17 protein-coding genes and 1 riboswitch are annotated in these 22,043 nt (G+C 73.9%); of the genes, 15 read left to right on the plus strand and 2 right to left on the minus strand.

Annotated elements, in window-relative coordinates:
* The 9 genes from OIB37_RS09145 (at nucleotide 1) to cobI (ending at nucleotide 12,945) form a co-directional block, all read left to right on the plus strand.
* Nucleotides 1-1,263, plus strand: coding sequence for an inorganic phosphate transporter (locus OIB37_RS09145; RefSeq protein WP_330457034.1), 1,263 nt, complete (start codon nucleotides 1-3; stop codon nucleotides 1,261-1,263).
* Nucleotides 1,264-1,297: 34 nt separating this feature from the next.
* Entirely contained in the window at nucleotides 1,298-1,525 is a 228-nt protein-coding gene (locus tag OIB37_RS09150) for a hypothetical protein (RefSeq protein ID WP_330457035.1), read from the plus strand.
* Between the two features lie 323 nt (nucleotides 1,526-1,848).
* Nucleotides 1,849-1,969: riboswitch (cobalamin riboswitch) on the plus strand.
* A 98-nt stretch (nucleotides 1,970-2,067) separates the two neighbouring features.
* On the plus strand, nucleotides 2,068-3,012 hold the full coding sequence (locus OIB37_RS09155; RefSeq protein WP_330457036.1) for a cobalamin biosynthesis protein: 945 nt from the start codon (nucleotides 2,068-2,070) through the stop codon (nucleotides 3,010-3,012).
* A complete protein-coding gene (locus OIB37_RS09160) occupies nucleotides 3,009-4,517 on the plus strand; it encodes a cobyric acid synthase (RefSeq protein WP_330457037.1) in 1,509 nt (502 codons plus the stop codon). The genes OIB37_RS09155 and OIB37_RS09160 overlap by 4 nt, the downstream gene beginning before the upstream one ends.
* Nucleotides 4,514-8,236: a cobaltochelatase subunit CobN gene (cobN, locus tag OIB37_RS09165; protein ID WP_330457038.1), complete on the plus strand. Its 3,723-nt coding sequence runs from the start codon at nucleotides 4,514-4,516 to the stop codon at nucleotides 8,234-8,236. The genes OIB37_RS09160 and cobN overlap by 4 nt, the downstream gene beginning before the upstream one ends.
* On the plus strand, nucleotides 8,233-10,239 hold the full coding sequence (locus tag OIB37_RS09170; RefSeq protein ID WP_330457039.1) for a putative cobaltochelatase: 2,007 nt from the start codon (nucleotides 8,233-8,235) through the stop codon (nucleotides 10,237-10,239). Before cobN ends, OIB37_RS09170 begins: the two co-directional genes overlap by 4 nt.
* Nucleotides 10,239-10,838 (plus strand): cob(I)yrinic acid a,c-diamide adenosyltransferase, encoded by a 600-nt coding sequence (gene cobO / locus OIB37_RS09175; protein WP_330457040.1) that lies wholly within the window; start codon nucleotides 10,239-10,241, stop codon nucleotides 10,836-10,838. The genes OIB37_RS09170 and cobO overlap by 1 nt, the downstream gene beginning before the upstream one ends.
* Nucleotides 10,832-12,217, plus strand: coding sequence for a cobyrinate a,c-diamide synthase (locus tag OIB37_RS09180; protein ID WP_330457041.1), 1,386 nt, complete (start codon nucleotides 10,832-10,834; stop codon nucleotides 12,215-12,217). Before cobO ends, OIB37_RS09180 begins: the two co-directional genes overlap by 7 nt.
* Nucleotides 12,214-12,945, plus strand: a complete 732-nt coding sequence (cobI, locus tag OIB37_RS09185; protein WP_330457042.1) for a precorrin-2 C(20)-methyltransferase — start codon at nucleotides 12,214-12,216, stop codon at nucleotides 12,943-12,945. The genes OIB37_RS09180 and cobI overlap by 4 nt, the downstream gene beginning before the upstream one ends.
* 14 nt (nucleotides 12,946-12,959) lie before the next feature.
* Here the strand turns inward: cobI and OIB37_RS09190 are convergent, their stop codons facing one another.
* On the minus strand, nucleotides 12,960-13,691 hold the full coding sequence (locus OIB37_RS09190) for a ZIP family metal transporter (RefSeq protein ID WP_330457043.1): 732 nt from the start codon (nucleotides 13,689-13,691) through the stop codon (nucleotides 12,960-12,962).
* A gap of 204 nt (nucleotides 13,692-13,895) precedes the next feature.
* Here OIB37_RS09190 and cobM point away from each other — a divergent pair, with 204 nt between their 5' ends.
* Genes cobM through cobC form a run of 6 tightly spaced genes read left to right on the plus strand, consistent with a single transcriptional unit; the run spans nucleotide 13,896 to nucleotide 20,480 of the window.
* Nucleotides 13,896-14,714 carry a precorrin-4 C(11)-methyltransferase gene (gene cobM / locus OIB37_RS09195; protein ID WP_330461800.1) on the plus strand — a complete coding sequence of 273 codons (819 nt, stop codon included), beginning with the start codon at nucleotides 13,896-13,898 and terminating at the stop codon, nucleotides 14,712-14,714.
* Entirely contained in the window at nucleotides 14,711-16,012 is a 1,302-nt protein-coding gene (gene cbiE / locus OIB37_RS09200) for a precorrin-6y C5,15-methyltransferase (decarboxylating) subunit CbiE (protein ID WP_330457044.1), read from the plus strand. The genes cobM and cbiE overlap by 4 nt, the downstream gene beginning before the upstream one ends.
* Nucleotides 16,009-17,712 carry a precorrin-3B C(17)-methyltransferase gene (gene cobJ, locus OIB37_RS09205; RefSeq protein ID WP_330457045.1) on the plus strand — a complete coding sequence of 568 codons (1,704 nt, stop codon included), beginning with the start codon at nucleotides 16,009-16,011 and terminating at the stop codon, nucleotides 17,710-17,712. Before cbiE ends, cobJ begins: the two co-directional genes overlap by 4 nt.
* Nucleotides 17,709-18,359, plus strand: a complete 651-nt coding sequence (locus tag OIB37_RS09210) for a precorrin-8X methylmutase (RefSeq protein WP_330457046.1) — start codon at nucleotides 17,709-17,711, stop codon at nucleotides 18,357-18,359. The genes cobJ and OIB37_RS09210 overlap by 4 nt, the downstream gene beginning before the upstream one ends.
* Nucleotides 18,356-19,309 (plus strand): sirohydrochlorin chelatase, encoded by a 954-nt coding sequence (locus tag OIB37_RS09215; protein ID WP_330457047.1) that lies wholly within the window; start codon nucleotides 18,356-18,358, stop codon nucleotides 19,307-19,309. Before OIB37_RS09210 ends, OIB37_RS09215 begins: the two co-directional genes overlap by 4 nt.
* On the plus strand, nucleotides 19,299-20,480 hold the full coding sequence (gene cobC, locus OIB37_RS09220) for an Rv2231c family pyridoxal phosphate-dependent protein CobC (protein ID WP_330457048.1): 1,182 nt from the start codon (nucleotides 19,299-19,301) through the stop codon (nucleotides 20,478-20,480). The genes OIB37_RS09215 and cobC overlap by 11 nt, the downstream gene beginning before the upstream one ends.
* A gap of 151 nt (nucleotides 20,481-20,631) precedes the next feature.
* Here cobC and OIB37_RS09225 read toward each other — a convergent pair whose 3' ends face one another.
* Entirely contained in the window at nucleotides 20,632-21,699 is a 1,068-nt protein-coding gene (locus tag OIB37_RS09225; protein ID WP_330457049.1) for an SCO1860 family LAETG-anchored protein, read from the minus strand.
* Nucleotides 21,700-22,043 lie beyond the last annotated feature (344 nt).

Here is a 22,043-nt window from a genome sequence, read left to right on the forward strand (position 1 = left end):
ATGGAAAACTTCTCGCTGATCCTCGCGATTGTGGTGGTAACCGCACTCGCGTTCGATTTCACGAACGGTTTTCATGACACCGCCAACGCGATGGCCACGACCATCTCGACCGGTGCACTCAAGCCCAAGGTCGCGGTGGCCATGTCCGCCGCCCTCAACCTTGTGGGCGCTTTCCTCTCCGTGGAGGTCGCCAACACGATCTCCAAGGGTCTCGTCGATGAGAACGGCATCCGTCCCGAGGTCATCTTCGCCGCCCTGACCGGCGCGATCCTCTGGAACCTGGTGACCTGGCTGGTGGGGCTGCCCTCCAGTTCCTCCCACGCCCTGATGGGCGGCCTGATCGGCGCCACCGTCGCCTCCGCCGGCTTCGGCGCGGTCCACGGTGACGTCCTCGTCACCAAGGTGCTGCTCCCGGCGGTCGCCGCACCGATCGTGGCCGGCCTCGCCGCCATGCTCTCCACCCGCTTCTCCTACGGCATCGGCAAGAACGCCGACGGCGAGGCCACCCGCAAGGGCTACCGCGCCGGCCAGATAGCCTCCGCCGGCCTGGTCTCCCTGGCCCACGGCACCAACGACGCCCAGAAGACGATGGGCATCATCACCCTCGCGCTGATCGCGGGCGGCACCATCGCCCCCGGCTCGAACCCTCCCACCTGGGTGATCCTCTCCGCCGGCCTGGCCATCGCGCTCGGCACCTACATCGGCGGCTGGCGGATCATCCGCACCATGGGCAAGGGTCTGACCGACCTGGAGCCGCGCCAGGGCTTCGCCGCGCAGACCAGCGCCGCCACGGCCATCCTGGCCTCCTCCCACCTCGGCTTCTCCCTCTCCACCACCCACGTCGTCTCCGGCGCGGTGATGGGCGCGGGTGTCGGCCGCAAGGGCGGCGTGGTCCGCTGGTCCACCGCGACCCGCATGTTCGTCGCCTGGGCGCTGACCCTGCCGGCCGCCGCGCTGGTCGGCGCGGGCGCCGAGTCCGTGACGGACCTCGGCGACTGGGGTACCGCGCTCGTCGCCGTCTTCCTGATCGCCTCCAGCGCCGCGATCTGGAAGTTCTCCCGCCGCGAGGTCGTCGACCACACCAACGTCACCGCCGACGACGCCACCACCGAGCCGATCGGCGCGGTCACCGCCGCCATGGCCGCGGTCGCCCCGCCGCCCACCGGCGCGGTCACCGAGGACCTGGCGATCACCATCCCGGCCCAGGCCATCGCCGAACCGGCCCCCGCGACCCCGGCCATCCCGCCGGCCGCCACGGTCTGACCCCCGCGCCCCGGTAACCGAAGGAAGCATCCTCATGAAGATCGACTGGGCGGCCATCGGCTCCGTCTTCGGCGTCAGCCTCCTGGTGGCCGTCGGCCTGGTGGCCCTGTTCACCCTCGGCATCAACGGCCTGGCCCGCCGCGAGAAGGCCGTCGCGCAGGGCGGCTCGGCGGCGCTCGCGCTGGCCGGCGCCTACGTCTGCTTCGCGGCGTGCGCGGCCGCGGTGGCGTACGGCATCAGCCTGATCGTCGCGAAGCCCTGACCCGACGGTCCTGACTGCGCGCCCTGGCTCGACGGTCCTGACTGCGCGCCCTGGCTCGACGGTCCTGACTGCGCGCCCTGGCTCGGCGGTCCTGACTGCGTGTCCTGACTGCGCGTGCAGACTCGGCCGGTCGCGGCCGGGTCGCCCGGCCGAACGAACGACCCGGCCACTGAACGACCGGCTGAACGGCTCCTCCCGGCATGTGCCGCGGGGAGCCGTTCGCATGTCCCGGTGGCGCTCGGGCGGCCGGGGTGTGGGGCTCAGCACACTCTCCCCCCGCAGGTCAACGGCAGGTTGACGTCGTTCCGGGCGCATGGTGGACTTCCCAGGCCATGTACGGCGGCAGCAGAGGAAGTCCGGTGCGAATCCGGCGCGGTCCCGCCACTGTCACCGGGGTAGGAACCCCCGGGAGCCAGGAACTCTCGCCGCCGGTCTCGTCGAACCAGGGCGTGGACACCCTGAGTGAGGACATACCGCCATGCTCGGCTGCCCGTTGAGGACAAGTACCAGGATCGCCCCTGTGCCCACGGCCGGCTGAGCCGATGGGTGCCGATCGCACTTACGCGTACGGTGCCGCCGCCGGCCTCCTGGGCGACCTGCTCCTCGGCGATCCCCGCCGCGGGCACCCCGTCGCCGCGTTCGGCCGGGCCGCCGGAGCCGTGGAACGCGTGCTGTGGCACGACCACCGCGGCTGGGGCGCGCTGCACACCGCCGTGTGCGCCGGTGGCGCCGTGGCCCTGGGTGCCGTGGCCGAGCGCGCCGTACGCCGCTCCCCCGCCGCCCGCCTCGCGCTGACCGCCGCCGCCGCCTGGTCCGTCGTCGGCGGGACCTCGCTGGCCCGGGAGGCGCGGGCCGTCGGGCGTGCCCTGGAGGCCGGGGACGTGCCGGCCGCCCGCGCCCGGCTGCCGCATCTGTGCGGCCGCGACCCGCAGGCCCTCGACGCCGACGGGATCGCCCGGGCGGTGGTCGAGTCGGTCGCCGAGAACACCTCCGACGCCGTCGTGGGCGCGCTGGTGTGGGGCGCCGTGGCCGGGGTGCCGGGGCTGCTGGGCTTCCGGGCGGTCAACACCCTCGACGCGATGGTGGGCCACAAGTCGCCCCGCCACCGGCGCTACGGCTGGGCCTCCGCCCGCCTCGACGACGTCGCCGGCTGGCCCGGCGCCCGACTGACCGCCGTACTCGCCACGCTCGCCGGACCCGACCCGCGCGGGGCCGCACGGGCCTGGCGGGCCGACGCCCGCCGGCACCCGAGCCCCAACGCCGGGCCCGTCGAGGCCTCGTTCGCGGGCGCCCTCGGCGTGCGGCTCGGTGGAACGCTGGCCTACGGCGGCCGCGTCGAACACCGGCCCGTGCTCAACGGGGCCGCCGGGCGGTCCGTCAGCGTGGCCGACATCGACCGGGCCGTACGGCTCTCCCGCCGCGTCGGCCTGCTCGCGCTCGGCGTCACCGTCGCCGCGCGCACCATCGTGAAGGGACGTGGAAAGTGAACGGTGGTCTCCTCGTCGCCGGCACCACCTCCGACGCCGGCAAGAGCGTCGTGACGGCCGGCATCTGCCGGTGGCTGGTGCGCCAGGGCGTCAAGGTGGCGCCCTTCAAGGCGCAGAACATGTCCCTCAACTCCTTCGTCACCCGCGAGGGCGCGGAGATCGGGCGGGCACAGGCCATGCAGGCCCAGGCGTGCCGCGTCGAGCCGACCGCGCTGATGAACCCCGTGCTGCTCAAGCCCGGTGGTGAACAGAGCAGCCAAGTGGTGCTGCTGGGAAAGCCGGTGGGCGAGATGAGCGCCCGCGGCTACCACGGCGGGCGCCAACAGCGGCTCCTCGGCACGGTGCTGGACTGTCTGGCCGAGTTGCGGGGCACGTATGACGCGGTGATCTGTGAGGGGGCCGGTTCACCCGCCGAGATCAATCTGCGGCGCACCGACATCGTCAACATGGGGATCGCGCGGGGGGCGCGGCTGCCCGTGCTCGTCGTCGGCGACATCGACCGCGGCGGCGTGTTCGCCTCCTTCTTCGGCACGGTCGCCCTGCTCTCGCCCGAGGACCAGGAGCTGGTCGCCGGGTTCCTGGTGAACAAGTTCCGCGGGGACGTCTCGCTGCTGGAGCCCGGCCTGGACATGCTGCACGGGCTCACCGGACGGCACACCTACGGCGTGCTGCCGTTCCGGCACGGCCTCGGCATCGACGAGGAGGACGGCCTCAGGGTCTCCCTGCGCGGCACGGTCCGGGAGTCGACGGTGGCTCCCCCGCACGGCGAGGACGTGCTGCGGGTCGCCGTCTGCGCGATCCCCCTGATGTCCAACTTCACCGACGTGGACGCGCTGGCCGCAGAACCGGGCGTCGTCGTGCGGTTCGTGGACCGGCCCGAGGAACTGGCGGACGCGGACCTGGTGGTGGTCCCCGGCACGCGCGGGACCGTACGGGCGCTGGAGTGGCTGCGCGAGCGCGGCCTGGCGGACGCCCTCGTGCGCAGGGCCGCCGAGGGGCGGCCGGTCCTCGGCGTCTGCGGCGGCTTCCAGCTGCTCGGGGAGCACATCGAGGACGAGGTCGAGTCGCGCGCCGGGTCCGTCCCGGGGCTCGGCGTGCTCCCGGTGCGGGTGCGGTTCGCCCGCGAGAAGACCCTGACCCGGCCGGTGGGCGAGGCCCTCGGCGAGCGGGTCGAGGGGTACGAGATCCATCACGGGGTCGCCGAAGTCCTCGGTGGAGAGCGCTTCTTGGACGGCTGCCGGGTCGGCCGGACCTGGGGCACCCACTGGCACGGTTCGCTGGAGTCGGACGGCTTCCGGCGGGCCTTCCTGCGCGAGGTGGCCGCCGCCGCGGGGCGCCGCTTCGTGCCGGCCCCCGACACCTCGTTCGCCGAGCTGCGCGAGGAGCAGCTGGACCGGCTCGGCGACCTGATCGAACAGCACGCGGACACGGACGCGCTCTGGCGGCTCATCGAGTCGGGCGCGCCGCAAGGACTGCCTTTCATTCCACCGGGAGCGCCCGCATGAGCACAGTGTTGTTGTTGTCGACCGCCGACACCGATCTGCTGGCGGCCAGGGCCTCCGGCGCCGGGTACCGCATCGGCAACCCGACCCGCGTCGACGTCGCCGGCGAGCTGCCCGGACTGGTCGACGGCGCGGACATCGCCGTCGTACGGCTGCTGGGCGGCAAGCGCGCCTGGGAGGACGGGCTGGCGGCGCTGCGGGTGGCCGGGGTGCCGACCGTGCTGCTGGGCGGCGAGAGCGTGCCGGACGCCGAGCTGATGGCCGAGTCGTCGGTGCCGGCGGGTGTGGTCGCGGAGGCGCTCAGGTACCTGGTCGAGGGCGGGTCCGCCAACCTGCTGGAGCTGTCCCGGTTCCTGTCCGACACCGTGCTGCTGACCGGCGAGGGTTTCGAAGAGCCGCGGAAGATGCCGGAGTTCGGGGTGCACGGCGAGCGTGCCCTGGTGGCCGGCCGGCCGACCGTGGGTGTGCTCTTCTACCGGGCGCACGAGCTGAGCGGCAACACCGCCTTCGTGGACACCCTGTGCGACGCGATCGAGGACCGGGGGGCCAACGCCCTTCCCGTGTACTGCGGTTCGCTGCGCGGCGCGGACGCCGGGCTGTACGAGCTGCTGGCGAAGGCGGACACCCTGGTCGCCACCGTGCTGGCCGCGGGCGGCACGCACGCCTCGCAGGCCTCGGCGGGCGGAAAGGATCCAGTGGTGCGAAGCACCTCCGTTGAGGGTGGTGGTGGGAGACGGGCGGGCGAGGAGGCGTGGGACGTCGGGGCGCTCGCCGACCTCGACGTGCCGGTGCTGCAGGGGCTCTGCCTGACCTCCTCGCGGAGCGCCTGGGACGAGTCGGACGCCGCCCTGTCCCCCATGGACGCGGCGATGCAGGTCGCGATCCCGGAGTTCGACGGGCGGCTGATCACCGTGCCGTTCTCCTTCAAGGAGCAGGGCCCCGACGAGGTCCCGGTGTACGTCGCCGACCCCGAGCGGGCCGGCCGGGTCGCCGGAATCGCCGTACGGCACGCCGCGTTGCGGCACAGGCCGAACGCGGAGAAGAAGGTCGCGCTCGTCTTCACCGCCTATCCGACGAAGCACTCGCGGGTCGGCAACGCGGTCGGCCTGGACACTCCGGCGTCGGCCGTGCGGGTGCTGGACGCGCTGCGCGACGCCGGCTACGGCGTCACCGGACACCCCGCCGAGGGCGACGAGTTGATCCACCGGCTCATCGCGGCCGGCGGCCACGACGTGGAGTGGCTGACCGAGGAGCAGCTGGCGGCCGCGCCCGCGCGGGTGCCGCTCGCGGACTACCGGGCCTGGTTCGACCGGCTCGAACCAGGGCTGCGGGAGGGCATGCTGGAGGCCTGGGGCGAGCCGCCGGGCAGCCTGTACGTGGACGGCGACGACATCGTGCTCGCCTCCCTCCGGTTCGGGAACGTCGTGGTGATGATCCAGCCGCCGCGCGGCTTCGGCGAGAACCCGATCGCGATCTACCACGACCCCGACATGCCGCCCTCCCACCACTACATGGCGGCCTACCGCTGGCTGGAGGCCGCGACGTCGGAGGGGGGCTTCGGCGCGGACGCGATCGTGCACATGGGCAAGCACGGCACGATGGAGTGGCTGCCCGGCAAGGGGCTGGGGCTGTCGCGCGGATGCGCGCCGGACGCCGTACTCGGTGAACTGCCGCTGATCTACCCGTTCATCGTCAACGACCCCGGCGAGGGCACCCAGGCCAAGCGGCGCGGGCACGCCACCGTGGTCGACCACCTGGTGCCGCCGATGGCGCGCGCCGACACCTACGGGGATCTGGCCAAGCTGGAGCAGCTGCTCGACGAGTACGCCCTCGTCTCCGACCTGGACCCGACCAAGGCGCCGGCCGTGCGCGCGCAGATCTGGACGCTGGTCAAGGCGGCCGAACTCCACCACGACCTGCACGTGGACGACCAGCCGGACGACGACGACTTCGACGCGTTCGTCATGCACATCGACGGCTACCTGTGCGAGATCAAGGACGTGCAGATCCGGGACGGTCTGCACATCCTCGGCGGCGGCCCGGAGGGCGAGCCGCGCGTGAACCTCGTGCTGGCCGTGCTGCGCGCCTCGCAGATATGGGGCGGGCAGGCCGACGCGCTGCCCGGACTGCGCGCCTCGCTCGCGGCCCACTTCGATCTGGTGGAGAAGGAGTTGCTGGCCGAGCCGGGCGCGCCGGTGAAGGTGCCGGTGGAGCTGACGGACCTGGTGGAGGGGCCGTCCCGTACGGCGTCCGACGCGATCGACCTGCTGGAGCAGCTGTGCCGGCGGCTCGCGGAGGGCATGGAGTCCCGGGCGTGGGACGGCGCGGCCGTACGACCGCTGCTGCGTGACGTGCTCGGCTTCGAACTCGCCGACGCGGTGTCCGTGCTGGAGTTCGCCTGCGCCGAGGTCGTACCGCGCCTCGCCCGGACCACCGACGAGATCGGGCACATCCTGCGCGCGCTGGACGGCGGTTACGTCCCGGCGGGCCCCTCGGGCTCCCCGACCCGCGGCCTGGTCAACGTGCTGCCGACCGGCCGCAACTTCTACTCCGTCGACCCCAAGGCCATTCCGTCCCGCCTGAGTTGGGAGGTCGGGCAGTCGCTGGCGGACTCCCTCGTCCAGCGGTACCTCCAGGACACCGGCGCGTATCCGAAGTCGGTCGGCCTGACGGTGTGGGGCACGTCGGCCATGCGGACCCAGGGCGACGACATCGCCGAGATCCTGGCCCTGCTGGGCTGTCGCCCGGTGTGGGACGACGCCTCGCGCCGGGTGACCGGCTTCGAGGTCGTGCCCCTGGCGGAACTGGGCCGGCCGCGCATCGACGTCACGGTCCGCATCTCCGGTTTCTTCCGCGACGCGTTCCCGCACGTGGTCGGGCTGATCGACGACGCGGTACGGGCGGTGGCGGAGCTGGACGAGCCGGCCGAGTCCAACTACGTGCGGGCGCACGTGGAGGAGGACACGGCGGAGCACGGTGACCGGCGGCGCGCGACGGCCCGCGTCTTCGGCTCGAAGCCGGGTGCCTACGGGGCGGGGCTGCTGCCGCTGATCGACGCGCGGAACTGGCGCTCGGACGCCGACCTCGCCGAGGTGTACGCGGTGTGGGGCGGTTACGCGTACGGGCGCGGGCTCGACGGGCGCGCGGCGCGCGGGGACATGGAGACGGCGTTCCGGCGGATCGCGGTGGCGGCGAAGAACGTCGACACCCGCGAACACGATCTGGTCGACGCGGACGACTACTTCCAGTACCACGGCGGCATGGTCGCCATGGTGCGGCACCTGACGGGCGCCAGCCCCGAGGCGTACGTGGGTGATTCTGCGGTACCGGACCAGGTGAAGACCCGCACGCTCGGCGAGGAGACGCACCGCGTCTTCCGTGCGCGCGTGGTCAACCCCCGCTGGATGGCGGCCATGCGCCGACACGGCTACAAGGGCGCCTTCGAGATGGCGGCGACCGTGGACTACCTGTTCGGGTACGACGCCACGGCGGGTGTGGTCGACGACTGGATGTACGAGAAGTTGTCGGCCGAGTACGTGTTCTCGCCGGAGAACCAGGACTTCATGCGGAAGTCCAACCCGTGGGCCCTGCGCGGCATCACGGAGCGCCTGCTGGAGGCGGCGGACCGGGGGCTGTGGGCGGAGCCGGACGCGGACACGCTGGAGCGGCTGCGCGCCACCTACCTCGAACTTGAAGGCGACTTGGAGGGCGACGAGAAGTGAGTACCCCCTTTCCGTTCACGGCCGTCGTCGGCCAGGACGACCTGCGGCTCGCGCTGCTGCTGAACGCGGTGTCGCCCGCGGTCGGCGGTGTGCTGGTGCGCGGCGAGAAGGGCACGGCCAAGTCGACTGCGGTGAGGGCCCTTTCGGCGCTGCTTCCCGAGGTGGCCGTCGTCTCCGGCTGCCGTTTCTCCTGCGATCCGGCGGCACCGGACCCGTCCTGCCCGGACGGGCCGCACGAGGTCGGGAGTGGGGCGCAACGGCCCGCGCGCATGGTCGAGTTGCCCGTCGGCGCCTCCGAGGACCGGCTGGTCGGAGCCCTCGACATCGAGCGGGCTCTCGCCGAGGGCGTGAAGGCCTTCGAGCCGGGGCTGCTGGCCGACGCGCACCGCGGCATCCTGTACGTCGACGAGGTCAATCTGCTCCACGACCATCTGGTCGACCTGCTGCTGGACGCCGCCGCGATGGGCGCCTCGTACGTGGAGCGCGAGGGTGTCTCCGTACGGCACGCCTCGAAGTTCCTGCTCGTCGGCACCATGAACCCCGAAGAGGGCGAACTGCGGCCCCAGTTGCTCGACCGGTTCGGACTGACCGTGGAGGTCGCGGCCTCGCGGGAGCCGGAGCAGCGCGTGGAGGTCGTGCGGCGCCGGCTGGCGTACGACGACGATCCGGCCGGGTTCGCCGCACGGTGGGCCGGCGAGGAGGCCGCCGTACGGCAACGGATCATCGCCGCAAGGAAGTTGTTGCCGCAGGTGCGGCTGGGCGACGGGGCGCTGCGGCAGATCGCGGCGACCTGTGCCGCGTTCGAGGTCGACGGCATGCGCGCCGACATCGTGATGGCGCGGACCGCCACCGCGCTGGCCGCGTGGGCCGGACGGACGGATGTGCTCGCCGAGGACGTGCGGCAGGCCGCCCTGCTGGCGTTGCCGCATCGGCGCAGGCGGAACCCGTTCGACGCTCCGGGGCTGGACGAGGACAAGCTGGACGAGACGCTGGAGGAGTTCTCCGGGGACGACGACCCCGATCCCGACGGGCCCGGCGGCGGAGGCGACGGCGGGCAGCCGTCGCCCGACGAAGGTCCGCAGGGCGGCGACACGGGCGCCCAGCCCGAGGCCGGCGAGGGCGGGGAGCCTCAGCCTGCCGGTGCCGGGCCGGGAGAGCGGTCCCCCGCGCGGGCCGCCGAACCCTTCCGCACCAAGGTGCTCAGCGTGCCCGGTATCGGTGAGGGCGCGGCCGGGCGGCGGTCGCGGGCCCGGACCGAGCACGGGCGGACCACCGGGTCCCGGCGTCCTCGGGGCGCGCTGACCAAGCTGCACCTGGCCGCCACCGTGCAGGCCGCCGCCCCGCATCAGCGGGCGCGCGGGCGCTCGGGTCCGGGGCTGGTGCTGCGCCGGGACGATCTTCGGCAGGCGACGCGTGAGGGGCGCGAGGGGAACCTCGTGCTGTTCGTCGTGGACGCCTCCGGGTCGATGGCGGCGCGGCAGCGGATGAGCGCCGTGAAGGGCGCTGTGCTGTCGCTGCTGCTCGATGCCTACCAGCGGCGGGACAAGGTCGGTCTGGTGACCTTCCGCGGCTCTTCCGCGGACGTGGCGCTGCCGCCGACCTCCTCCGTGGACGCGGCCGCCGTCCGGCTGGAGTCGCTGCCGACCGGTGGCCGTACGCCGCTCGCGGCCGGGCTGCTCAAGGCGCACGAGGTGCTGCGGGTGGAGCGGCTGCGGGATCCGGCGCGGCGGGCGCTGGTCGTGGTGGTGACCGACGGGCGGGCCACCGGTGGCCCGGAGCCGGTCGCGCTGGCGGGGCGGGCGGCGCGGCTGTTCGCGGCCGATTCGGTCGCCTCCGTGGTCGTGGACTGCGAGTCGGGGCCGGTACGGCTCGGGCTCGCGGGGCGGCTCGCGGGTGAGCTGGGCGGTACGGCGGTGACGCTGGAGGAGTTGCGGGCCGACTCGATCGCCGGGCTGGTCAGGGATGTACAGGGGACCAAGGGAACTTCCAGGAGGGCCGCGTAGTGCCGCAGGGACAGCCGAGTGTCGTACCCGAGGACGGCCTGACCACGCGTCAGCGGCGTAACCGCCCGCTGGTCGTCGTGCACACAGGTGTCGGCAAGGGCAAGTCGACGGCCGCGTTCGGGCTCGCGCTGCGGGCCTGGAACCAGGGGTGGCCGATCGGGGTGTTCCAGTTCGTCAAGTCCGCGAAGTGGAAGGTCGGCGAGGAGCGGGCGCTGCGCGTGCTCGGGGACTCCGGCGAGGGCGGGACCGTCGACTGGCACAAGATGGGCGAGGGCTGGTCCTGGGTGCAGCGGGACGCGCAGATGGACAACGAGGAGAAGGCGCGCGAGGGCTGGGAGCAGGTCAAGCGTGACCTGGCGGCCGAGTCGTACCAGCTGTACGTGCTGGACGAGTTCGCGTACCCGATGCACTGGGGCTGGATCGACACCGAGGAGGTGGTCGAGGTGCTGCGGAAGCGGCCCGGTACCCAGCACGTGGTGATCACCGGGCGGAACGCGCCGGAGAAGCTGGTGGACTTCGCGGACCTCGTGACGGACATGTCCAAGGTCAAGCACCCCATGGACGTGGGGCAGAAGGGGCAGAGGGGCATCGAGTGGTGACCTCCGTTCCCCGGCTGGTGATCGCCGCGCCGGCGTCCGGCAGCGGCAAGACCACCGTCGCCACCGGGCTGATGGCCGCGTTCACCGCGCGGGGGCTCGCCGTGTCTCCGCACAAGGTCGGGCCGGACTACATCGACCCCGGGTACCACTCGCTCGCGACGGGGCGGCTGGGGCGGAACCTCGACGCCTATCTGTGCGGGCCGGAGCTGGTCGCTCCGCTGTTCCTGCACGGTGCGCGGGGGGCCGATCTGGCCGTCGTCGAGGGTGTGATGGGGCTGTACGACGGGGCCGCGGGTGAGGGTGAGCTGGCGTCCACGGCGCATGTCGCGAAGCTGTTGCGGGCGCCGGTGGTGCTGGTCGTGGACGCGTCGTCGCAGTCGCGGTCGGTGGCGGCGCTGGTGCACGGGTTCGCGTCGTGGGATCCGGAGGTCCGGGTCGGGGGCGTGATCCTGAACAAGGTCGGGTCGGACCGGCACGAGGAGCTGCTGCGGGAGGCGCTGGATTCGGCGGGGGTGCCGGTGCTGGGGGTGCTGCGGCGGGCGGCTCAGGTGGACACGCCGTCGCGGCATCTGGGGCTGGTGCCGGTCGCCGAGCGGCGTGCGGCCGCGGTCGAGGCGGTGGCGGCCATGGGCGCGCAGGTCGCCGACGGGTGTGACCTGGACGCGCTGATGGCGCTGGCGCGGAGCGCGGGTGCGATGTCGTGTGCGGCCTGGGACGCGGCCGAGGCCGTGGATTCGCCCGCCCAGGACCACCCGACCCGGTCGGCCGACAAGCGTGCGCCCCGGATCGCCGTCGCCGGTGGTGCCGCCTTCACCTTCTCCTACGCCGAGCACGCCGAGCTGCTCACCGCCGCCGGCGCCGACGTCGTCACCTTCGATCCGCTGCGGGACGAGGAACTGCCCGAGGGGACGGGCGGGTTGGTGATCGGTGGCGGGTTTCCCGAGGTGTACGGCGGTGAGCTGTCCGCCAACGAACCCCTGCGCAAGGCCGTCGCCGAACTCGCCTTCAGCGGCGCTCCCGTGGCCGCCGAGTGTGCCGGGCTGCTGTACCTGTGCCGGGAGTTGGACGACCTGCCGATGTGCGGGGTGCTGGACGCCTCGGCGCGGATGAGCGAGCGGCTGACTCTCGGCTACCAGGACGCCGTGGCGCTCGGAGACAGTGTGCTGGCCGTCGCCGGGACCCGGATGCGGGGGCACGAGTTCCACCGGACGGTCGTCGAGCCCGGGGCCGGAGCCGCTCCCGCGTGGGGCGTGCGGGCGCCGGTGCGGCGGGTCGAGGGTTTCGTGCAGGGGGGCGTGCACGCGAGTTATCTGCACACGCACTGGGCGGCCGAGCCCGGTGTGGCCCGTCGGTTCGTGGAGAGGTGCCGGACGTCATGAGCAGCAGGCTGGTCGGAGTCGGGGTGGGTCCCGGTGACCCGGAGCTGGTGACCGTGAAGGGGGTCAACGCCCTGCGCGCGGCCGAGGTCGTCGTCGTACCGGTGATGGACACGGGTGAGCGCGGACGGGCCGAGGCGACGGTGTCGCACTACGTGCCGCCGGAGAAGGTGGTCCGCGTGGTGTTCGCGCTGAACGAGCGGACGGACCGGGCGCGCCGGGAGGCCGCGTGGGACGCGGCGGGCGCGAGGGTCGCCGAGTTGCTCGCGGCGCACGGGTCGGTGGCCTTCGCGACCATCGGGGATCCGAACGTGTACTCGACGTTCACGTATCTGGCGCAGACCATCGCGGAGCTGGTGCCGGATGTCGTGGTCGAGACCGTGCCCGGGATCACCGCGATGCAGGACCTCGCGGCACGGTCGGGTGCCGTGCTGACGGAGGGGACCGAGCCGCTGACGCTGGTGCCGGTGACGGCGGGCGCCGCGGCGCTCAAGGAGGCGCTGGCCGGGCCGGGGACGGTCGTGGCGTACAAGTTCGGGCGGCAGGCCGCCGAGGTCGCCGACGCGCTGCGGGAGACCGGGCGGCTCGGGGACGCGGTGTGGGGGTCGGCGCTCGGCCTCGCGGAGGAGTCGGTACGGCCGGCCGCGGAGCTGGACGGGACGCCGCTGCCGTATCTCTCCACGCTGATCGCGCCCCCGCGGCGCGACGGCGGGCGGGGCGGGAAGTTGTGAGGCGGGCGCCGGGCTCAGCCGCCGGAGACGCCGACCACCAGCCAGATGAACGCCGCGCCGGCGATCGTGCACAGCAGGGTGGAGCGGGCGGGGTGCTCGTGGTGGGCCTCGGGGAGGATCTCGGCGGCGGCGAGATAGAGCAGCACGCCGCCGAAGAGGCCGAGATAGCCGCCGAGCAGCGCTTCCGGGATGTGGAAGAAGATGGTCGACAGGGCGCCGACGACGGGCGCGAAGGCGTCGGCCAGCAGCATCGCCACGGCCCGGCGGCGGGCGTTGCCGTACAGGCTCGTGATGGTGAAGGTGTTGAAGCCGTCGGCGAAGTCGTGCGCGATCACGGCGAGCGCGACGGACGTGCCCATGCCGCCGCCCACCTGGAAGGCCGCGCCGATCGCCACGCCGTCCATGGCGCTGTGGCCGACCATCGCCGCGGCGGCCGTCAGGCCCACCTCGGGCGCGCGATGGTTGTGCTCGTCGCCGCCGTGGGCAGCCTGGCGCGCGGCCAGGGTGCGCTCCACCAGGTGGGCGAGCAGGAAGCCGGCCACGAAGAGCAGCAGGGCCGCGGGTACGCCGAAGATCTCGTTGCCGGCCGCGCGCAGCGCCTCCGGCAGCAGGTCGAGGCCGACCACGCCCAGCATCAGGCCGCCCGCCAGGCCCAGGACCAGGTGGCGACGGTCGGTCACACGCTGTGCCGTCCAGCCGCCGGCCAGCGTCATCAGGAACGCGCCGAGCGCGACGAAGACCGCCATAAGCACTTGCTATCCGATGGAGGCCCCTTTGCGCACATCCGGCGCCTCCGAAAACGCCCCAGATCCTGACTTTCCACACATCTCATCAGCGTATTTGCGCCATCCCCGCCGTCGCTGACCTCCCGCTCTGTCATCTCCATCCCGCTTCATTCCCGCCGCCGCGCGGGTTTCCGTACGAGAGGACTCCCCTCCATGGCCGCTTCCATGGCCGATGCCCCCACCGGCAAGGTGACGTTCGTCGGTGCCGGCCCCGGCGCCGCCGATCTGCTGACGTTCCGCGCCGCGCGCGCGATCGCCGAGGCGGACGTGGTGATCTGGGCGGCCAGCCTGGTGCAGGCGGACGTGCTCGACCACGCGCGTGAGGACGCGGAGATCCTGGACTCGGCGGCCATGCCCCTGGAGGACGTCGTGGCCGTCTACCGGCGGGCGCACGACACGGGCCTGCGGGTGGCGCGGATCCACTCCGGGGACCCGGCGCTGTGGGGCGGGACGCAGGAGCAGGTGGACCGGTGCGCGGAGATCGGGATCGCCACGGAGATCGTGCCGGGCGTCTCGTCCTTCTCCGCCGTCGCCGCGCTCGCGGGGCGCGAGCTGACGATCCCGGAGGTGGCCCAGTCCGTGATCCTCACCCGGCTCGGCGGCGGCAAGACGCCGATGCCGCCCGGCGAGGAGGTGCGCGAGTTCGCCCGGCACGGCACCACCATGGCGGTCTTCCTCTCGGCGGCGCGCAGCGGGCAGCTGGTGCGCGAGCTGCTGGAGGGCGGCTACCCGACCAGCACCCCCGTGGTCGTCGCCCATCAGGCGACCTGGCCGGAGGAGCTGATCGTGCGATGCACGATCGGAACGCTGGAGGAGACGGTCAAGGAGCACAAGCTCTGGAAGCACACCCTCTTCCTGGTCGGCCCGGCCCTGGACGCCCACGGGACCCGCTCGCACCTGTACCACCCCGGCCACTTCCACGGCTACCGCAAGGCCGACCCCGAGGCGCGGCGGGCGTTGCGCGAGCGGGGGGCGAACAGTTGATCACGGTCGTCGGTACGGGGACGGGCGCGCCGGTTCCCGAGGACGTGCTCGCCGGGGCCGCGCTGGTGGTCGGCGGGCGGCGGCATCTGGACGCGGTACGGCTGCCCTCGGGTGCGGAGCGGATCGTGCTCGGACCGCCGGCGCCCGCCCTGGACGCGATCGCGGAGTACGTCGGCAAGGAGCTGCCGGTGGTCGTGCTGGCCTCCGGCGATCCCGGGTTCTTCGGGATCGTGCGGGCGCTGGCCGAGCGGTTCGGGGCCGGGTCGCTGGACGTGCGGCCGGGGGTGTCCTCGGTGGCCGGCGCGTTCGCGCGGATCGGGCTGCCGTGGGACGACGCGGTCGTGGTCAGCGCGCACGGGCGTGATCTGCGTACGGCCGTCAACATGTGCCGGGCGCATCCGAAGGTGGCGGTGCTGACCGGGCCCGGCTCCGGTCCGGCCGAGCTGGGCGCCGCGCTGGCCGCCGACGCCGAGGACACCGTCACCGGCACCGGCACCGGCCACCGGGGCGGCGACGCTCACGGCCCCGGCCGGCGAACGCTCGTCGTGGTGCGCGCGCTCGGCGATCCGGAGCGCGAGCGCGTGGAGCGGGTGACGCCCGCCGAGGCCGCGGCCCGCGACTGGGGCACGGCGGTGAGCGTGGTGCTGTGCCTGGACGAGGCACGGGCGCTGGGCGGGGTCCGTACGGTCGCCGGGGTGCCCGCGCGGCCCGCGCGCTGGGCGCTGGAGGAGAGCGCGTTCGCGCACCGCGACTCGATGATCACGAAGTTCGAGGTGCGGGCGCTGGCGCTGGCCCGGCTCGGGCCGGGTCCGGGCGACCTGGTGTGGGACGTCGGCGCGGGCTCGGGCTCGGTGGCCGTGGAGTGCGCGCGGCTCGGCGCGGCCGTGGTCGCCGTCGAGAAGGCCCCGGACGGGGTGGAGCGGATCCGCGCCAACGCGGACGCGCACGGCGTCGGCGTGCGCGTGGTACACGGCACCGCGCCGGACGCGCTGTCCGGCCTGGCCGACGATCCCGACGCCGTGTTCATCGGCGGCGGCGGGCGCGAACTGCCCGCCGTGGTCGACGCGTGCGCGCGTCGGGCGCGGCGGACCGTCGTCGTCGCCATGGCCGCGCTGGACCGGGTGCCGGCGGCGCGCGAGGCGCTGGCACGGGCCGGATTCACCTGTGACGGCGTGCTGTTGCAGTCGTCGCGGCTGGCACCGCTGCCGGGAGACGTGACCCGGCTGGCCGCGACCAATCCCGTTTTCCTGCTGTGGGGCGTCAGAACCCCCGTTCCCGATGAAGGAGTTGCTCAGTGATCGGCCTCATTTCCGCCACCGCGGCGGGGGCGGTGGCACGCGACCGGCTGGCCGCGGCGTGGCCCGACCGCACCCGGGTGTACGACGGCCCCGTCGGGGAGGCCGTGCGGGTCGCCTTCGCGGAGTGCGAACAACTGGTGTGCTTCCTGGCGACGGGCGCGGTCGTACGGCTGCTCGCACCACTGCTCGGCGACAAGGCGGCCGACCCGGGCGTGGTGTGCGTGGACGAGACGGGCCGGTTCGCGGTGTCGCTGCTCGGCGGCCACGGTGGCGGTGCCAACGAACTCGCCCGCGAGGTGGGCGCGTCGCTCGGCGCCGAGCCGGTGGTGACGACCGCGACGGACTCCGCCGGCCTGCCGGGTCTCGACACCCTCGGGTTCCCCTTCGAGGGGTCACTCGCCGCGGTGTCGCGGGCCCTGCTGGACGGCGAACCGGTCACCCTGGAGGCCGAGTTGGCGTGGCCGCTGCCCGCGCTGCCGACCTCGGCGCAGGGGTCGTACACCATCCGGCTCACCGACCGGGCGGTCGAACCGGGCGAGCGTGAGGTGCTGTTGCGGCCGCCGTCCCTCGTCGTCGGCGTGGGCGCCTCCAGGGGTGCCCCGGCCGAGGAGGTGCTCGGGCTGATCCAGGATGCGCTCCGGGAGGCGGGTCTGTCGGCGGCGTCGGTGGCCGAACTCGCCACCGTGGACGCCAAGTCGGAGGAGCCGGGCATCGTGGCGGCCGCCGAGCGGCTGGGGGTGCCCCTGGTGACCTACCCGGCCGGGCGGTTGGCGGCCGTCGAGGTGCCGAACCCCTCCGACGCGCCCCTCGCCGCTGTCGGCACCCCGTCGGTGGCCGAGGCGGCGGCGCTGGCGCGCGGCGGTGAACTCCTCGTGCCCAAGCGGAAGTCCGAGCGTGCCGACGGGCAGCCGGCCATGGCGACCTGTGCCGTCGTACGGCGTCCGGGGCGCGGGCGGCTCGCGGTGGTGGGGCTCGGACCCGGCGCCCGGGACCTGCTCACGCCGCGCGCGGCCGACGAACTGCGGCGCGCCTCTGTGCTGGTGGGGCTCGACCAGTACGTCGACCAGATCCGCGATCTGCTGCGGCCGGGCACCCGGGTGCTGGAGTCGGGGCTCGGGGCCGAGGAGGAACGCGCCCGTACGGCGGTCTCAATGGCCCGCGAGGGGCACGCGGTGGCGCTGATCGGCAGCGGGGACGCGGGGGTGTACGCGATGGCGTCGCCCGCGCTCGCCGAGGCCGCCGACGACATCGACGTGGTCGGCGTGCCGGGCGTGACGGCGGCGCTGGCCGCCGGGGCGATCCTGGGCGCGCCGCTGGGCCACGACCACGTGTCGATCAGCCTGTCCGACCTGCACACGCCGTGGGAGGTCATCGAGCGGCGGGTACGGGCGGCGGCCGAGGCCGACATCGTCGTCACCTTCTACAACCCGCGTTCCCGGGGCCGGGACTGGCAGTTGCCGAAGGCGCTCGCGATCCTCGCGGAGCACCGGGAACCGGCGACGCCGGTCGGGGTCGTCCGCAACGCCTCGCGGCCGGACGAGTCGAGCCGGCTGACCACGCTGGCCGCGCTGGACCCGGCGACGGTCGACATGATGACGGTGGTCACCGTGGGCAACACCGCGACCCGGAACATCGCCGGGCGGATGGTGACCCCGCGCGGCTACCGCTGGCAGGAGAGCACGCGGGAGGACGCCCGATGAACGCTGCGAACGCCGCGAACGCCGTGACCGCCGTGAATGCCGTGACCGCCGTGAACCCCGCCGACCGTGTGGTCCACCCGATCGAGCAGGAGTCCTTCCGGCGGCTGCGCGCCCGTCTGGACACCTCGCACCTCGCGCCGCTGACCCGGGCCGTGGTGGAGCGGGTCATCCACTCCGCGGCCGACCTGGAGTACGCGGACGACCTCGTCCTGGCCGAGGGCGACCTGGTGAAGGCGCATGCCGCGCTGCACGCCGGGGCGCCCGTGGTCGTGGACGTGGAGATGGTCGCGGCCGGCATCACCCGCCGGGAGACCGTCTGCCGGCTGAAGGACGCCAAGTCCGGCCCTGGACTGACTCGTTCGGCCCATGCGGTCCGGCTCGCGTACGAGGAGGTCGGGCCCGGAGCCCTGTGGGTGATCGGCTGTGCGCCGACCGCCCTGGAGGAGCTGCTGACCCTGGACGCCGCCCCCGCGCTCGTCATCGGCCTGCCCGTCGGCTTCGTCGGCGCGGCCGAGTCCAAGGAGGCGCTGCGCGCGAGCGGGCTGCCCGCCGTGAGCAACGTGTCCGAGAAGGGCGGCTCGGCGGTCGCCGCCGCCGCCCTCAACGCCTTGCTGTACCATCCGATCACCCCGGAGGAGACCCCGTGACCACCCCGCCGCCCGCCCTGCTCATCGCCGGCCACGGCACCCGGGACGAGGCCGGAGCCGAGGCGTTCCGCGACTTCGTACGGGAGTTGGGCCGCCGTCACCCCGAACTGCCCGTCGCGGGCGGCTTCATCGAGCTGTCCCCGCCGCCGCTGGGCGACGCCGTGACCGAGCTGGTCGGACAGGGCGTACGGCGGTTCGCCGCCGTGCCGTTGATGCTGGTGTCCGCCGGACACGCCAAGGGTGACATCCCGGCCGCGCTGGCCCGCGAGAAGGAGCGGCACCCGGGCATCTCGTACAGCTACGGGCGCCCGCTCGGCCCGCATCCGGCGCTGCTGAACGTGCTGGAGCGGCGCCTCGACGAGGCCCTCGGGGACACCGCCCGTACGCCCGAGGAGCGCGCGGAGGTGACCGTGCTGCTGGTGGGGCGCGGGTCCACCGACCCGGACGCCAACGCCGAGGTGCACAAGGCGGCGCGGCTGCTGTGGGAGGGGCGCGGGTACGCAGGTGTGGAGACGGCGTTCGTGTCGCTGGCGGCGCCGGACGTACCGAGCGGGCTCGACCGGTGCGCCCGGCTGGGGGCGCGGCGGATCGTGGTGCTGCCCTACTTCCTGTTCACGGGGATCCTGCCGGACCGGGTGCGGCGGCAGACCGGGGACTGGGCGGCCGCGCATCCCGAGACCGAGGTGCGGTCGGCGGACGTCATCGGGCCCGAGCCGGAGCTGCTGGACCTGGTGATGGAGCGGTACAGGGAGGCCGTCGAGGGCGACCTGCGCATGAACTGCGACTCGTGCGTGTACCGGATCGCGCTGCCGGGGTTCGCGGACAAGGTGGGGCTGCCGCAGCAGCCGCACTTCCACCCGGACGACGACGACCACCACCACGGGCCGGGGCAGGAGCACGGTCACGGGCACCACCATCACGGGGGGCACTCACACAGCCATGCGCACTGACGGCACCGGGAACGGACCGGGTGGCGGGCACGGCCTGGGCACCCGGGGCGGGCTGGACGGCGGGTACGACCGGGAGACCCGGGGCGGGCCCGACAGCGAGCACGACCGGGAGACCCAGGGCGGGCCCGACAACGGCCACGACCTGCGGCATCACGGGGACGCCGAGGTGCGGGACGACGGGGCCGCGCTGGTCGACCTCGCCGTCAACGTGCGCGCGGACACGCCGCCGGCCTGGCTGCGGGACGAGATCGCCGCGTCGCTGTCCTCGCTGGCGGCCTATCCGGACGGACGGGCCGCGCGGGCGGCGGTGGCGGCGCGGCACGGGCTGCCGGTGGACCGGGTACTGCTGACGGCGGGGGCGGCGGAGGCGTTCGTGCTGCTGGCGCGCGCGCTGAAGGTGCGTCGACCGGTCGTCGTGCACCCGCAGTTCACCGAGCCCGAGGCGGCGCTGCGGGACGCGGGGCACACCGTGGACCGGGTGCTGCTGCGGGCCGAGGACGGGTTCCGGCTGGACGCGGCGGCGGTTCCCGAGGACGCGGATCTGGTGGTGATCGGGAATCCGACGAACCCCACGTCCGTGCTGCATCCCGCGGACAGCGTGGCGCGGCTCGCCCGTCCCGGGCGGACGCTGGTGGTCGACGAGGCGTTCATGGACGCGGTGCCGGGTGAGCGGGAGGCGCTGGCCGGACGGACGGACGTACCCGGGCTGGTGGTATTGCGCAGCCTGACCAAGACGTGGGGGCTGGCGGGGCTGCGGATCGGGTACGTGCTGGCCGACCCCGAGGTCGTCGCCTCGCTGGAGCGGGCGCAGCCGCTGTGGCCCGTCTCCACCCCCGCGCTGGCCGCGGCCGAGGCGTGTGTGGCGCCTAGGGCGCTGGCGGAGGCGGCGCACGCGGCGCACCGGATCGCGTCGGACCGGGGCCATCTGGTGGCGGGGCTGGCCGCGTTCGCCCCGTACGGGGTGCGGGTGGTGGAACCCGCCGAGGGGCCGTTCCTGCTCGTACGGATTCCCGGGGCCGCCTCGGTACGACGGCGGTTGCGCGAACTCGGCTACGCGGTACGGCGTGGGGACACGTTCCCGGGGCTCGGCGAGGAGTGGGTACGGGTGGCGGTGCGGGACCGGGGCACGGTCAGGGGGTTCCTGCGGGCACTGTCCGCCGTGCTGACGTGACCGGACCCCCGTAGCCCCCTCGCCCACCCGCGCCGGGCGGGGTCCCGCCCGGGTGCCTCGGCGCGATCGCCTCGGCACCGGTGAGACCCCGCCCGGCGCGGGTGCCGGCCGCCGGCCCGTGCCGCGGTCGGCGACCGCGCCGGCCGTCGGCTCAGCCCTTGCGCCTGCGCACCACCGTCACCACTCCCCCGCCCACCAGCAGCAACGCCACCGCGCCGCCCGCGATGTACGGCGTCGCCGAGGCGCCGCCGGTCGCCGCCAGGTCGGCCCGGACCGTCTGGGGCTTGACCCCGGAGGCCGCGTCAGGGCTCGACGTTGTCCGAACGGCCGGGTCCTGACCGGATGCCGGGGAGTCGGCCTGGTCCTGGCCCGATGCCGGGGAGCCACCGTGGTCCTGACCGGATACCGGGGAGCCGGCCGGGTCCTGACCGGATGCCTGAGAGCCGGCCGGGTCGTGACTCTGTGCCGGATGGCCGGTGGGGCGGTGCATCGGGGACTCGCAGGTGGCCTTGGCGAGGGTCAGAGTGCCCTCCACCTCCGCCACGTTCAGCTTCAGGGGGTTGACGGACACCTTGAGTTCGAGGGCGGTGGCGGCCGCCGTGCGGGTCGTCGTGCGGTGCTGGGCGTAGGAGAGGCCGACCTCGCCCACGCCGGGGACCTTCACCCGGGTCGGGCCGCCGACGGTGAGGGTGACGCGCCTGCCCAGGATCGTGATGCTGCCGAGGGCGTTCGCGGAGGCGGTGGGCGCCTTGCCCACCTCGCAGACGGCGTCGGCGGTGACCGTGCCGACCTCGACGAGGGACAGCAGCGGCAGTCCGGGAACGTGGAGCCGGGCGTTGACCAGGCGGACCGAGCCCTCGGCGCGTTTCGCGGTCACCGTGGCCCTGGCCGAGGCGACGTCCGCGCCGAGGACGGTGAAGGGCCTGCCCCCGTTCACGCCGTCGAGCCGGGCCGACAGCGCCGTCCTGTCGGCGCTGCTCGGTGCCTGGACCTCGTTGAGCGAGACCGCGAGCGGGACGTTCACGGTCTTGTTGAGCAGGGACACGTCGAGCCCGGCGCGCAGGACGACGGCGGAGGCGCGACCGTGCTTCCCGGTCGTGTGCTCACCGGTCGCGTGCGCCGCGCTCGCGCCGAGGAGCACGGGAGCCGCGGTCACGGCGGTCACCGTCGCGAGAGCGGCGAGACGACGTGCGGGCATAAGGAAGTTGTTGCTGTTCAAGGCGGTGGGACCCCCAGACGGGACATGCTTGGGACCCGACCACCCTTACGCACTGTGGGTGAACGGTCAGCAATCCTGAGTTACTTCACTCATTCGTGGATATTCCGCACGCCTCTTCGAATCATCAAGCACACGCGTTCCCTTCGTTCCGCGTGCCCTCGACGTGCCCTCCGTGAGCTCTCCGCGTGCCGCTACCGGGATTCATTCGCAGCGCATAGGGCTTCAGTCCGGTGGTGAAGTGAATCTTGTCGTGGCGACGCGGAGCGTTGCGGATTCCTGGCCGGCGGAGCCGGACATCGCGTGTTCACCACCCGTGGTGCGGAGCACCGCGATGGCTGGTCCCG

The sequence above is a fragment of the Streptomyces sp. NBC_00820 genome, assembly GCF_036347055.1.
Lineage (GTDB): Bacteria > Actinomycetota > Actinomycetes > Streptomycetales > Streptomycetaceae > Streptomyces.

Coding starts and splice junctions, on each gene's coding strand:
- cobN (WP_330457038.1), top strand. CDS start 4,514: ATGAGCACAGTGTTGTTGTTGTCGACCGCCGACACCGATCTGCTGGCG.
- cobM (WP_330461800.1), top strand. CDS start 13,896: ATGGCCGATGCCCCCACCGGCAAGGTGACGTTCGTCGGTGCCGGCCCC.
- OIB37_RS09145 (WP_330457034.1), top strand. CDS start 1: ATGGAAAACTTCTCGCTGATCCTCGCGATTGTGGTGGTAACCGCACTC.
- OIB37_RS09190 (WP_330457043.1), bottom strand. CDS start 13,691: ATGGCGGTCTTCGTCGCGCTCGGCGCGTTCCTGATGACGCTGGCCGGC.
- OIB37_RS09210 (WP_330457046.1), top strand. CDS start 17,709: ATGAACGCTGCGAACGCCGCGAACGCCGTGACCGCCGTGAATGCCGTG.
- OIB37_RS09155 (WP_330457036.1), top strand. CDS start 2,068: ATGGGTGCCGATCGCACTTACGCGTACGGTGCCGCCGCCGGCCTCCTG.
- cobI (WP_330457042.1), top strand. CDS start 12,214: ATGAGCAGCAGGCTGGTCGGAGTCGGGGTGGGTCCCGGTGACCCGGAG.
- OIB37_RS09150 (WP_330457035.1), top strand. CDS start 1,298: ATGAAGATCGACTGGGCGGCCATCGGCTCCGTCTTCGGCGTCAGCCTC.
- cobC (WP_330457048.1), top strand. CDS start 19,299: ATGCGCACTGACGGCACCGGGAACGGACCGGGTGGCGGGCACGGCCTG.